The 13,009-nt window shown below is 56.8% G+C and carries 13 protein-coding genes and 2 tRNA genes; 11 read left to right on the forward strand and 4 right to left on the reverse strand.

Annotation, left to right across the window (positions count from 1 at the left end):
• Nucleotides 1-26 precede the first annotated feature (26 nt).
• Together USF70_RS20490 and USF70_RS20495 are read left to right on the forward strand one after the other, a co-directional pair.
• Nucleotides 27-103, forward strand: a tRNA-Asp gene (locus USF70_RS20490).
• Nucleotides 104-156: 53 nt separating this feature from the next.
• A tRNA-Trp gene (locus tag USF70_RS20495) sits at nt 157-232 on the forward strand.
• 97 nt (nt 233-329) lie between these two features.
• Here the strand turns inward: USF70_RS20495 and hdfR are convergent.
• Complete coding sequence (gene hdfR, locus USF70_RS20500) at nt 330-1,151, reverse strand: HTH-type transcriptional regulator HdfR (RefSeq protein ID WP_023309659.1); 822 nt, start codon at nt 1,149-1,151, stop codon at nt 330-332.
• Between the two features lie 118 nt (nt 1,152-1,269).
• Here hdfR and USF70_RS20505 point away from each other — a divergent pair, with 118 nt between their 5' ends.
• Entirely contained in the window at nt 1,270-1,608 is a 339-nt protein-coding gene (locus USF70_RS20505; protein ID WP_023309658.1) for a DUF413 domain-containing protein, read from the forward strand.
• A gap of 30 nt (nt 1,609-1,638) precedes the next feature.
• Here USF70_RS20505 and USF70_RS20510 read toward each other — a convergent pair whose 3' ends face one another.
• On the reverse strand, nt 1,639-3,159 hold the full coding sequence (locus USF70_RS20510; protein WP_320735967.1) for a YifB family Mg chelatase-like AAA ATPase: 1,521 nt from the start codon (nt 3,157-3,159) through the stop codon (nt 1,639-1,641).
• A 341-nt stretch (nt 3,160-3,500) separates the two neighbouring features.
• Here USF70_RS20510 and ilvL point away from each other — a divergent pair, with 341 nt between their 5' ends.
• The 7 genes from ilvL to ilvA all read left to right on the forward strand — a co-directional run bounded on the left by ilvL (nt 3,501) and on the right by ilvA (nt 10,051).
• Nucleotides 3,501-3,599, forward strand: coding sequence for an ilv operon leader peptide (ilvL, locus tag USF70_RS20515; RefSeq protein WP_001311244.1), 99 nt, complete (start codon nt 3,501-3,503; stop codon nt 3,597-3,599).
• Nucleotides 3,600-3,685: 86 nt separating this feature from the next.
• Nucleotides 3,686-3,736, forward strand: a complete 51-nt coding sequence (gene ilvX / locus USF70_RS20520) for a peptide IlvX (RefSeq protein ID WP_166792073.1) — start codon at nt 3,686-3,688, stop codon at nt 3,734-3,736.
• Nucleotides 3,737-3,738: 2 nt separating this feature from the next.
• Nucleotides 3,739-5,385 carry an acetolactate synthase 2 catalytic subunit gene (gene ilvG, locus USF70_RS20525; RefSeq protein ID WP_045889364.1) on the forward strand — a complete coding sequence of 549 codons (1,647 nt, stop codon included), beginning with the start codon at nt 3,739-3,741 and terminating at the stop codon, nt 5,383-5,385.
• On the forward strand, nt 5,382-5,645 hold the full coding sequence (ilvM, locus tag USF70_RS20530) for an acetolactate synthase 2 small subunit (RefSeq protein WP_024907956.1): 264 nt from the start codon (nt 5,382-5,384) through the stop codon (nt 5,643-5,645). The genes ilvG and ilvM overlap by 4 nt, the downstream gene beginning before the upstream one ends.
• Before the next feature lie 18 nt (nt 5,646-5,663).
• Nucleotides 5,664-6,593, forward strand: a complete 930-nt coding sequence (gene ilvE / locus USF70_RS20535) for a branched-chain-amino-acid transaminase (protein WP_023309654.1) — start codon at nt 5,664-5,666, stop codon at nt 6,591-6,593.
• Between the two features lie 60 nt (nt 6,594-6,653).
• Entirely contained in the window at nt 6,654-8,504 is a 1,851-nt protein-coding gene (gene ilvD, locus USF70_RS20540) for a dihydroxy-acid dehydratase (RefSeq protein WP_059347432.1), read from the forward strand.
• A gap of 2 nt (nt 8,505-8,506) precedes the next feature.
• The gene (ilvA, locus tag USF70_RS20545) at nt 8,507-10,051 is read left to right on the forward strand and encodes a threonine ammonia-lyase, biosynthetic (protein WP_024907958.1); all 1,545 of its coding nucleotides are present in this window, start codon (nt 8,507-8,509) and stop codon (nt 10,049-10,051) included.
• 45 nt (nt 10,052-10,096) lie between these two features.
• Here the strand turns inward: ilvA and ilvY are convergent, their stop codons facing one another.
• Nucleotides 10,097-10,987, reverse strand: a complete 891-nt coding sequence (gene ilvY, locus USF70_RS20550; RefSeq protein WP_032641403.1) for an HTH-type transcriptional activator IlvY — start codon at nt 10,985-10,987, stop codon at nt 10,097-10,099.
• A 152-nt stretch (nt 10,988-11,139) separates the two neighbouring features.
• On the opposite strand from ilvY, the gene ilvC reads away from it, so the two are divergent.
• Nucleotides 11,140-12,615, forward strand: coding sequence for a ketol-acid reductoisomerase (gene ilvC / locus USF70_RS20555; RefSeq protein WP_023333828.1), 1,476 nt, complete (start codon nt 11,140-11,142; stop codon nt 12,613-12,615).
• Nucleotides 12,616-12,707: 92 nt separating this feature from the next.
• Here ilvC and ppiC read toward each other — a convergent pair whose 3' ends face one another.
• Nucleotides 12,708-12,989 (reverse strand): peptidylprolyl isomerase PpiC, encoded by a 282-nt coding sequence (gene ppiC, locus USF70_RS20560; protein WP_023309650.1) that lies wholly within the window; start codon nt 12,987-12,989, stop codon nt 12,708-12,710.
• Between the last annotated feature and the right edge of the window lie 20 nt (nt 12,990-13,009).

The raw sequence follows: 13,009 nt of genomic DNA on the forward strand, positions 1-13,009 counted from the left end.
ATCCGGTGGTTACAGCAGTCTTCGGTGGAGCGGTAGTTCAGTCGGTTAGAATACCTGCCTGTCACGCAGGGGGTCGCGGGTTCGAGTCCCGTCCGTTCCGCCACTTATTAAGACATTAAGCCTGCCTTGTTGGCAGGCTTAATGGCAAAAAACTTTAGGGGCGTAGCTCAGTTGGTAGAGCACCGGTCTCCAAAACCGGGTGTCGCGAGTTCGAGTCTCTCCGCCCCTGCCATATAGAATCCTTTGCTTCGGCAAAGGATTTTTTTTGCCTGAAACACGGCAGATAATTCTCTTCTTAATTTCAGCCAGCATCCCTGCTGGCTGATGCATCAATCCATTACATTGATTTTTAAAAGATCTTTTATCTGAGATTGCTTATCACTGTTTTGCAGCCAAATTGCATACAGCGGCCTGGTAAGCGTGGTGGAATCCATCACGGTGTGCAGCCCTGCTTTAGTGTCTGCCCAGCGAACAGGTAACCAGGTACAACCTTTTAGCAGAGGCAGCTGCTGACAGGCGATCTCTGCCGAGCTGGTCGTTAACTGCGGAACATCATCAGGTGCAATCAGTCCCGTCTCGTGCTGCTGAAAATCCGGTCCCCATTCCAGGCGTAAATAGGTCAGGTCTGCCTTCATCATCGAAGGTTCGGACGCATAAAGTGCCAGGCCAAACTGGCCCACAATCTGGCTGCTAAATTCGTCCATCTTGGGGGCTTCGGTTGTGATCAGAAGATCAAGCTGGCGTTCATGAAGTTGCTTAACCAGCGACTGCCGTTGCGCAATCCTGGCTTCAAATTGCAGGTGGCCATGTGAATGATACAGCCGGGTAAGCCACTGACTTAGCATGCATTCCCACAGAGAAGCGCTGGCTCCTATCGAGAACTCATTATGCCTCGAAGTATGTGCCACCTCTTTACGTGCCGCCTGCCAGGTATTCATGAGCGTTTCTGCGTACGGCAGCAGTTTCTCACCGGCAGGCGTTAAGCGAATATTGTTGCGATGGCGGGTAAAAAGATTCACACCCAGTTGATTTTCCAGCTGTCGAATACGAAAACTGACTGCTGACTGCGTCAGGTAAAGGGCTTCAGCTGCTCGCCCAAAGTGACGTGTTCTGCTCACTTCAAGGAAAGTTTTAAGCAATTCCGTATCCACATCTTTCTCCGCAAAATTATTTGTCGTTATGATTTAAATGTTTTGTTTTACACTCTGTCAAGCGTAACTAATACTCCGCGCCATAAATAGCTCGGCCAAAGAATTAGGAGCGTGTAGGATGGCGGAAAGCTTTACGACGACTAATCGTTTTTTCGACAATAAACATTATCCGCGCGGGTTCTCTCGTCACGGCGATTTCACCATCAAAGAAGCTCAACTGCTTGAGCGCCATGGTTATGCCTTTAACGAGCTGGATCTGGGTAAGCGTGAACCTGCAACCGAAGACGAAAAACAGTTTGTTTCTGTTTGCCGTGGTGAGCGTGAGCCGGAGTCTGAAGCGGAACGCGTATGGATCAAGTACATGGCGCGCATTAAGCGTCCTAAGCGCTTCCATACGCTGTCTGGCGGCAAGCCGCAGATGGAAGGTGCAGAAGACTACACCGAGTCTGATGACTAAAGAGAAGAGAAGGGGCTACGGCCCCTTTTTTTATGCCAGCAATTTCTGCAAATGCAGCAGCAAACGATCGATAGCGCGGTAGCTCAGCGCCTCCTGCAAATGTTTCCTCTCAATGTCATTGCACCCCTCTACGTCAGCAATGGTTCTGGCCACCTTCAGCAAACGCTGCCACGCACGTATGGACAGCCCGAACCGCGTTAACGTCTCCTCCAGCCATCCCGCATCCTCAACATTAAGTGAACAAAACTGCCGGATCCCGGCATTATCCAGCCGCGCATTCAGCCTGTTCTGACGAGCGTACTGCCGTGTCTGGGCTGCAATCACCCGTTCGCGTACCTCCGCTGAGCTTTCACCCGTTATGCCCGTTTGCCTGAGCAGACCCGGCGGGGGAAGGGGAATTTCGAGGGATAAATCGAAACGGTCGAGGAACGGGCCGGATAACTTACCCAGATAGCGCAACGTTTGCTCTGGTGTACAGCGGTTATGGTTGCCCTGGTAGTGACCCGTCGGGCTGGGATTCATCGCCGCGACCAGCTGAAACTGTGCGGGATAGCTTATTTTGGCTCTGGTGCGTGAGATATATATCTCACCGGATTCAATGGGCTCCCTCAGTGCATCCAGCACGCGGCGCTCAAATTCAGGTAGTTCATCAAGAAACAGAATGCCATTGTGTGCCAGCGAGATCTCTCCCGGCCCCGGAATCGCCCCGCCGCCGACCATTGCCGTCAGTGAAGCGCTATGATGCGGCGAACGAAAAGGACGGCGGCGCCACTGTTTTTGCAACGATGTCGAACTGATAAGGCTAGATATGGCGGCGCTTTCCAGCGCTTCATGATTATTGAGCGGTGGAAGTAACCCACTCAACCTGCTTGCCAGCATGGTTTTACCCGTACCTGGCGGCCCAATTAACAGAAGATTGTGTCCACCTGCAGCCGTAATCTCCAGCGCCCGTTTCCCTTGCTCCTGTCCCATAATCTCGCTGAGATCCTCTGGTGCATCCGCTATAACATCATCACACTCCTCCGGCTCGGACAGTTCATGTCGCCCTTCCAGCCAGGCACAAACTTCCTGTAAATGCCCGGCGATGAGACACCCCTTCTCGGCGATAAGACTCACTTCTGATGCGTTTTCATTGGCGACAATGATTTGCCGCCCTGCTCGTATGGCTTCCAGCGCTCCCGATATCGCACCGGGAACGCCTCTTAACGCGCCTGTGAGCGCGAGTTCGCCAACGAACTCATACGAGCCTAGCCGTGTCGTATTAAGCTGCTCAGAAGCCGCGAGAAGGGCAATTGCGATAGGTAAATCGTATCGTCCCCCCTCTTTAGGCAAATCGGCGGGGGCAAGGTTGATGGTGATCTTCTTCGCGGGGAAGGTATAACCGCTATTTATTATTGCGCTGCGAACGCGATCCCTGGCCTCTTTAACCGTCGTTTCAGGTAACCCGACAAGCGTGAGTCCGGGTAGCCCATTGCTCAAATGAACCTCGACGGAAATAAGCGGTGCCTTTACCCCGAGAGCCGCACGCGTATAAACAACTGACAGTGACATTTGCACTACCTCCTGGCGTGACTATGCCAGCACCTGCTTTGTCTGTTTAGCGTCATTTTGCGAATTTACGCCGCCTGTTCAGGGATTTTAAGCGCACACTGAAACCCTTGCATAACCGTGGAAGCCTCCTCGCAGAATGTAAAAAGCCCCGTTTTGACGCTAAGAACCGCAGTGAAAAAATGAAAAATATTCATTTTCTAATTTCCGTATATAAAACAACGGTTTTAAGAAATATGATTCGCGGCCTAATCAAATCCGTCATAAATAAATCTTGTGTTTGATTTAAAAACTGTGATAACTCTTTAGGTATTCCTTCGAACAAGATGCAAAAAGAACTGAAAATGACAGCCCTTCTACGAGTGATTAGCCTGGTCGTGATTAGCGTGGTGGTGATTATTATCCCACCGTGCGGGGCTGCACTTGGACGAGGAAAGGCTTAGAAATCAAGCCTTAACGAACTAAGACCCCCGCACCGAAAGGTCCGGGGGTTTTTTTATGACTAAAAAATGTAAATGAGGAGCAGAGAATGACGACTAGCACAAAATTCTGTTTCTCCCGATTTATGACGGGGAACTAACTATGAATGGGGCACAGTGGGTAGTACATGCGTTGCGCGCGCAGGGAGTCGAAACCGTATTCGGTTATCCGGGTGGCGCAATTATGCCGATTTACGATGCACTGTATGACGGCGGCGTGGAACATCTCTTGTGCCGACACGAGCAGGGCGCAGCGATGGCAGCCATTGGCTACGCCCGCGCGACCGGTAAAACCGGCGTGTGTATGGCGACTTCAGGCCCGGGCGCAACGAACCTGATCACCGGCCTGGCTGACGCGCTGCTGGATTCCGTTCCCGTTGTCGCCATCACCGGGCAGGTGGCGTCGCCGTTCATCGGTACCGATGCTTTCCAGGAAGTTGACGTCCTCGGTTTATCGCTGGCCTGCACCAAACACAGCTTCCTCGTCCAGTCTCTGGAAGAGCTGCCGCGCGTAATGGCAGAAGCGTTCGACGTGGCAAACTCCGGTCGTCCCGGTCCGGTTCTGGTTGATATCCCGAAAGATATCCAGGTGGCTCTCGGCGATCTGGAACCTCACTTCTCTACCGTTGAAAGCGACGATGCGTTTCCGGAAGCGGAAGTTGAAGAGGCCCGTCAGATGCTGGCCCAGGCGAAACAGCCGATGCTGTACGTCGGCGGTGGCGTAGGCATGGCGCAGGCCGTTCCTGCCCTGCGCGAATTTATCGCAACAACGCAGATGCCAGCGACCTGCACGCTGAAAGGTCTCGGTGCAGTCGACGCGGATTACCCCTACTATCTGGGCATGCTGGGGATGCACGGCACCAAAGCGGCAAACCTGGCGGTGCAGGAGTGCGATCTGCTCATCGCTGTAGGGGCCCGTTTTGACGACCGCGTTACCGGCAAGCTGAATACCTTTGCGCCGAACGCCAAAGTCATCCATATGGATATCGACCCGGCGGAGATGAACAAGCTGCGTCAGGCGCATGTCGCCTTGCAGGGCGATCTCAACGCGCTCTTACCGGCATTGCAGCAGCCGCTGGATATCAACGCATGGCGTCAGCACACCGCTGATATGCGCGCCGAGCACGCCTGGCGTTACGACCACCCCGGCGAGGCCATCTACGCGCCGCTGCTGTTGAAGCAGTTGTCCGACCGTAAACCGGCTGACAGCGTCGTCACCACCGACGTAGGCCAGCACCAGATGTGGTCCGCGCAGCACATGACCTACACCCGTCCGGAAAACTTCATCACCTCCAGCGGGTTAGGGACGATGGGCTTCGGTCTGCCGGCAGCCGTTGGCGCGCAGGTTGCCCGCCCGAACGACACCGTTATCTGTATCTCCGGTGACGGCTCCTTCATGATGAACGTTCAGGAGCTCGGCACCGTTAAGCGCAAGCAGTTGCCGCTGAAGATCGTGTTGCTCGACAACCAGCGTTTAGGAATGGTTCGCCAGTGGCAACAGCTGTTCTTCCAGGAGCGCTACAGCGAAACGACTCTCACCGATAACCCCGATTTCCTCACCCTGGCCAGCGCCTTCGGCATCCCTGGTCAGCACATCACCCGTAAAGATCAGGTTGAAGCGGCGCTCGACACCATGCTGAACAGCGATGGGCCTTACCTGCTTCATGTCTCAATCGACGAACTCGAGAACGTCTGGCCGTTGGTACCGCCTGGTGCCAGCAACTCACAAATGATGGAGAAATTATCATGATGCAGCATCAGGTCGCCGTACAGGCTCGCTTCAACCCGGAAACCTTAGAACGCGTTTTGCGTGTGGTGCGTCATCGTGGTTTTCAGATTTGCTCTATGAATATGGAGACGGCCACTGACGCCCGGAATATCAGTATCGAATTAACCGTTGCCAGCCCGCGGTCGGTCGACTTACTGTTTAGTCAGTTATCAAAGCTGGTAGACGTTGCCCATGTTGCCATCTGCCAGAGCACAACCACATCACAACAAATCCGCGCTTAAGCGTGACAGGACGAAAAAATGACGACAAAAAAAGCTGATTACATTTGGTTCAACGGTGAGATGGTTCGCTGGGAGGACGCGAAGGTCCACGTGATGTCCCACGCGCTGCACTACGGTACCTCCGTATTTGAAGGCATCCGCTGCTACGATTCTCACAAAGGGCCAGTGGTGTTCCGCCATCGCGAACACATGCAGCGTCTGCATGACTCAGCCAAAATTTATCGTTTCCCGGTTTCTCAAAGCGTCGATGAGCTGATGGAAGCCTGCCGCGACGTTATCCGTAAAAACAACCTGACCAGCGCCTATATTCGTCCGCTGGTGTTTGTGGGCGATGTCGGTATGGGCGTGAACCCGCCAGCCGGCTATACCACAGATGTGATCATTGCCGCGTTCCCATGGGGTGCCTACCTGGGTGCAGAAGCCCTGGAGCAGGGGATCGACGCAATGGTCTCTTCCTGGAACCGCGTGGCGCCAAACACCATCCCGACCGCCGCGAAAGCAGGCGGTAACTATCTCTCCTCATTGCTGGTCGGTAGCGAAGCGCGCCGCCACGGCTATCAGGAAGGTATCGCCCTCGACGTAAATGGCTACATCTCTGAAGGTGCGGGCGAAAACCTGTTTGAAGTAAAAGACGGCATTCTGTTCACGCCGCCGTTCACCTCGTCCGCACTGCCGGGCATCACCCGTGACGCCATCATCAAGCTGGCGAAAGATCTGGGTATCGAAGTGCGCGAGCAGGTGCTGTCCCGCGAATCCCTGTATCTGGCGGATGAAGTGTTCATGTCCGGTACGGCGGCTGAAATCACGCCGGTACGCAGCGTGGACGGTATCCAGGTGGGCGAAGGCCGCTGTGGCCCGGTCACCAAACGTATTCAGCAAGCGTTCTTCGGCCTCTTCACCGGCGAGACAGAAGATAAATACGGCTGGTTGGATCAGGTTAATCACTAAGCATAAATTTGGGACGGCACGCACCGTCCCATTAAATAGTCAGACGGGAGTCAATAAAGCATGCCTAAGTATCGTTCAGCCACCACCACCCACGGCCGTAATATGGCGGGAGCCCGCGCGCTGTGGCGCGCCACCGGAATGACCGACGCCGATTTCGGCAAGCCGATTATCGCCGTGGTGAACTCCTTCACCCAGTTTGTACCGGGCCACGTGCACCTGCGCGATCTCGGTAAGCTGGTTGCCGAGCAAATCGAAGCCTCTGGCGGCGTGGCAAAAGAGTTCAACACCATTGCGGTGGATGACGGTATCGCGATGGGGCACGGGGGCATGCTCTATTCACTGCCGTCGCGCGAGCTGATCGCCGACTCCGTAGAGTATATGGTTAACGCCCACTGCGCCGATGCGATGGTCTGCATCTCCAACTGCGACAAAATCACCCCGGGGATGCTGATGGCCTCCCTGCGCCTGAACATTCCGGTGATCTTCGTCTCCGGCGGCCCGATGGAAGCGGGGAAAACCAAGCTCTCCGACAAAATCATCAAGCTCGACCTGGTCGATGCGATGATCCAGGGCGCGGACCCGAAAGTTTCTGACGAGCAGAGCGACCAGGTGGAACGCTCCGCGTGCCCGACCTGCGGCTCCTGTTCCGGTATGTTCACCGCCAACTCCATGAACTGCCTGACCGAAGCGCTGGGCCTGTCTCAGCCGGGCAACGGTTCGCTGCTGGCGACCCACGCCGACCGTAAGCAGCTGTTCCTCAACGCCGGTAAGCGCATCGTTGAGCTGACCAAACGCTACTACGAGCAGGACGACGCCAGCGCGCTGCCGCGCAACATCGCCAGCAAAGCCGCGTTCGAAAACGCGATGACGCTGGATATCGCCATGGGCGGCTCCACCAACACCGTTCTGCACCTGCTGGCTGCCGCGCAGGAAGCCGAAATCGACTTCACCATGAGCGACATCGACAAGCTGTCCCGCAAAGTCCCGCAGCTGTGTAAGGTCGCGCCGAGCACCCAGAAGTACCATATGGAAGACGTACACCGCGCGGGCGGCGTGCTGGGCATTTTGGGCGAGCTGGATCGCGCCGGGCTGCTGAACCGTGAAGTGAAAAACGTGCTCGGCCTGACGCTGCCGGAGTCGCTGGACCAGTACGACGTGATGCTGACCAAAGACGACGCGGTGAAAAAGATGTTCCGCGCCGGTCCTGCCGGGATTCGCACCACCCAGGCGTTCTCGCAGGATTGCCGCTGGGACACTCTGGACGACGACCGCGCCGAAGGCTGCATCCGCTCGCTGGAACATGCCTATAGCAAAGACGGCGGTCTGGCCGTGCTGTACGGTAACTTTGCGGAAAACGGCTGCATCGTGAAAACCGCAGGCGTGGACGACAGCATCCTGAAATTCACCGGTCCGGCGAAGGTATACGAAAGCCAGGATGAAGCGGTAGAGGCGATTCTCGGCGGCAAAGTGGTGGAAGGCGACGTGGTTGTCATTCGCTACGAAGGGCCGAAAGGCGGTCCCGGCATGCAGGAGATGCTCTACCCAACCACCTTCCTGAAATCTATGGGACTCGGTAAAGCGTGTGCGCTGATCACCGACGGGCGTTTCTCCGGCGGCACCTCCGGCCTCTCTATCGGCCACGTTTCCCCGGAAGCGGCAAGCGGCGGCAACATCGCCATCATCGAAGACGGCGACCTGATCGAAATCGACATTCCGAATCGCGGCATTCAGCTGAAGCTGAGCGACCAGGAAATTGCGGCCCGTCGTGAAGCGCAGGAAGCCCGCGGCGACAAAGCCTGGACGCCGAAAGACCGTCAGCGTGAAGTCTCCTTCGCCCTGCGCGCCTACGCGAGCCTTGCCACCAGTGCAGATAAAGGCGCGGTGCGCGATAAATCTAAACTTGGGGGCTAATGATGGCCGAGTCACAACCCTTATCCGCCGCCCCTGAGGGGGCGGAATACCTGAGAGCGGTGCTACGCGCGCCGGTCTATGAAGCCGTGCAGGTTACGCCCCTGCAGAAAATGGAAAAACTCTCTTCGCGCCTCGACAACGTCATTCTGGTGAAGCGCGAAGACCGCCAGCCGGTGCACAGCTTTAAGCTGCGCGGCGCCTACGCGATGATGGCCGGGCTGACCGACGAGCAGAAAGCGCGCGGCGTGATTACCGCGTCTGCGGGCAACCACGCCCAGGGCGTGGCGTTCTCGTCTGCTCGTCTGGGGCTGAAAGCGCTGATCGTGATGCCGGTCGCTACCGCAGATATCAAAGTCGACGCGGTGCGCGGTTTCGGCGGCGAAGTGCTGCTCCACGGCGCCAACTTTGACGAAGCCAAAGCCAAAGCGATCGAGCTGGCGCAGCAGCAGGGTTTCACCTGGGTGCCGCCGTTCGACCACCCGATGGTGATTGCCGGGCAGGGCACGCTGGCGCTGGAACTGCTGCAGCAGGATGCCCATCTCGACCGCGTCTTCGTCCCGGTAGGCGGCGGTGGCCTGGCCGCAGGCGTGGCGGTGCTGATCAAACAGCTGATGCCGCAGATCAAAGTCATTGCCGTTGAAGCGGAAGACTCTGCCTGCCTGAAAGCGGCGCTGGATGCCGGTCATCCGGTAGACCTGCCGCGCGTCGGGCTGTTTGCCGAGGGCGTGGCGGTGAAGCGTATTGGGGATGAAACCTTCCGCCTGTGCCAGGAGTATCTCGATGATATCGTCACGGTTGATAGCGACGCCATCTGCGCTGCGATGAAGGATCTGTTCGAAGATGTGCGTGCGGTGGCGGAACCGTCAGGCGCGCTGGCGCTGGCGGGGATGAAAAAATACATCGCGCAGCACAACATTCGCGGCGAGCGGCTGGCGCACGTGCTGTCTGGTGCGAACGTGAACTTCCACGGTCTGCGCTACGTTTCCGAGCGCTGCGAGCTGGGTGAACAGCGGGAAGCGCTGCTGGCGGTGACGATTCCTGAAGAGAAGGGCAGCTTCCTGAAGTTCTGCCAGCTGCTGGGCGGTCGTTCGGTGACGGAGTTTAACTACCGTTTTGCCGATGCCAAAGACGCCTGCATTTTTGTCGGCGTGCGTCTGAGCCGCGGCGTGGAGGAGCGTAAAGAGATCCTCAACCTGCTGCATGAGGGCGGCTATAGCGTGGTCGATCTTTCTGACGATGAGATGGCGAAGCTGCACGTGCGCTACATGGTCGGCGGGCGTCCATCAAAGCCGCTCAGGGAACGTCTGTTTAGCTTCGAGTTCCCGGAATCACCGGGCGCGTTGCTCAAGTTCCTGCACACGCTGGGCACGCACTGGAACATCTCTCTGTTCCACTACCGCAGCCACGGCACCGACTATGGCCGCGTGCTGGCGGCGTTCGAACTGGGCGAGCACGAGCCGGATTTCGAAACGCGGCTGAACGAGCTGGGCTATGAGTGTCACGACGAAACCCATAACCCGGCCTTCCGCTTCTTCCTGGCAGGCTAAGGGCTAAGCTGCGGGTAGGCCGGGTAAGCGCAGCGCCACCCGGCTTTAGTGGTTCGGCAATATCTGCCAGAACGCATCAATAAGCGGCTCATGCAGCCGCTTTTTTTGTGCGCACACGCCAAGCTCAAACGGCGTCTTCTCGTCGCTGCGCTCCAGAATCATCACGCGATTGCGCACCGGTTCGGGGCTGTTTTCCAGCACCACTTCCGGCAGCAGCGCCACGCCGCAGCCCAGCGCCACCATCGACACCATCGCCTCATGGCCGCTGACCGTGGCGTAAATCGACGGGTTGCTGATTTTCTGACGGCGGAACCACAGCTCGATACGGCGGCGCACCGGCCCCTGATCGGCCATGATAAACGGCACCGTCGACCAGTCCGGTTTTTCCACCGACACCTGGTTACGCACCGGGCAGGGCAGCGCCGGGGCAATCAGAACAACCGCCAGATTCTCCAGCATTGAGAATGCCACCGCGCCCGGCAGGGTTTCGGGTTTCCCGGCAATGGCGAGATCCGCTTCGCCCGTCACCACTTTTTCCATTGCGTCGGAGGCGTCGCCGGTGGTGAGCTTAATTTCAACCGACGGATGCGCCGCGCGGAAGCGGTCAAGAATGGGCGGCAGATGGCTGTAGGCGGCGGTCACGGAGCAGAAAATATGCAGCTCGCCGGAAAGCGACGGCCCCTGCTGGTCAATTGAGTGTCGCAGCTGCTGGTACTGTAGCAGCGTCTGCTGGGCAAAAATGCGCAGCTCTTCACCCGCTTCCGTGAGGGTGACGGTGCGGTTATCGCGCACGAACAGCGGCTGGCCGAGGTCCTCCTCAAGGCGCTGGATCTGGCGTGAAAGCGTGGAGGGGCTAACGTGCATCGCCCGGGCGCTGCGGCCAAAATGGCGGCTTTCCGCCAGGTGCAGGAACATTTTCAGATCGCGTAAATCCACCGATTCCACTCCCTCTTTTTACATTGCAAAAATTGCAATATGACGTTGTGAATATATCAATTTCCGCAATAAATTTCCTGTTGTAATGTGGGTACATTCTCGCTGAAACGCGAACCGAACAATAAGACACACAACATCACGAGGTATCATCCATGGCTAACTACTTTAATACACTGAACTTGCGCCAGCAGCTGGCGCAGCTGGGCAAATGCCGCTTCATGGCGCGCGACGAATTTGCCGATGGCGCGAGCTACCTTCAGGGTAAAAAAGTGGTCATCGTCGGCTGTGGCGCACAGGGTCTGAACCAGGGCCTGAACATGCGTGACTCCGGTCTGGATATCTCCTACGCCCTGCGCAAAGAAGCAATTGCCGAGAAGCGTGCTTCCTGGCGTAAAGCGACCGAAAACGGCTTCAAAGTGGGCACCTACGAAGAGCTGATCCCGCAGGCGGATCTGGTGGTTAACCTGACCCCGGACAAACAGCACTCTGACGTTGTGCGTTCCGTACAGCCGCTGATGAAAGATGGCGCCGCGCTGGGTTACTCCCACGGCTTCAACATCGTTGAAGTGGGCGAGCAGATCCGTAAAGACATCACCGTGGTGATGGTGGCACCGAAGTGCCCGGGTACGGAAGTGCGCGAAGAGTACAAACGTGGCTTCGGCGTGCCGACGCTTATCGCAGTTCACCCGGAAAACGATCCGAAAGGCGAAGGCATGGCGATTGCCAAAGCGTGGGCAGCGGCGACCGGCGGCCACCGTGCGGGCGTTCTGGAATCGTCCTTCGTTGCCGAAGTGAAATCTGACCTGATGGGTGAGCAGACCATTCTGTGCGGTATGCTGCAGGCCGGTTCTCTGCTGTGCTTCGACAAGCTGGTGGAAGAAGGCACCGACCCGGCCTACGCGGAAAAACTGATTCAGTTCGGCTGGGAAACCATCACCGAAGCGCTGAAGCAGGGCGGTATTACGCTGATGATGGACCGTCTGTCCAACCCGGCAAAACTGCGTGCTTACGCGCTGTCTGAACAGCTGAAAACCATCATGGCACCGCTTTTCCAGAAACACATGGACGACATCATCTCCGGCGAATTCTCTTCCGGCATGATGGCGGACTGGGCGAACGACGATAAAAACCTGCTGACCTGGCGTGAAGAGACCGGTAAAACCGCGTTCGAAACCGCGCCACAGTACGAAGGTAAAATCGGCGAGCAGGAGTACTTCGATAAAGGCGTATTGATGATCGCGATGGTGAAAGCAGGCGTTGAGCTGGCGTTCGAAACCATGGTGGATTCCGGCATCATCGAAGAGTCCGCGTACTACGAATCTCTGCACGAGCTGCCGCTGATCGCGAACACCATCGCCCGTAAGCGTCTGTACGAAATGAACGTGGTGATCTCTGATACCGCAGAATACGGTAACTACCTGTTCTCTTACGCCTGCGTACCGCTGCTGAAAGAGTTTATGACCACTCTGCAGACGGGCGATCTGGGTAAAGCGATTGCGGAAGGTGCCGTGGATAACGCGCAGCTGCGTGATGTGAACGAAGCGATTCGCAGCCACCAGATCGAGAAAGTGGGTCACAAACTGCGTGGCTACATGACCGATATGAAGCGTATCGCGGTAGCGGGTTAACACCTGGTGCGGGCTGATGCCCTCACCCCGCCCCTCTCCCACTGGGAGAGGGTGAAACATTCAAGGCCTTCTCTTAGAGAAGGCCTTGCTGTTTATTTCCGATACAGTACTTTAATAATGTGGTAGCCGAACTGCGTGTGCAGCGGGCCGGTTGGCTCCAGCACCGGGCAGGAGAACACCACTTTATCGAACGCCGGAACCATCTGGCCCTGGCGGAACTCACCCAGATCGCCGCCGCGTTTGCCTGACGGGCAGATGGAGTGCTTCTTCGCCAGCTTGCCGAAGTCGGCACCGTTTTTAATCTGCTCCAGAAGATCTAAAGCCAGTTTCTCTTCTTTAACGAGGATGTGCACTGCTGCTGCTGTTTTTGCCATGATCGTGCCTTGAATAGGTT

The organism is Enterobacter sp. 237C8, assembly GCF_034106865.1.
Taxonomy (GTDB): Bacteria; Pseudomonadota; Gammaproteobacteria; order Enterobacterales; family Enterobacteriaceae; genus Enterobacter; species Enterobacter asburiae_B.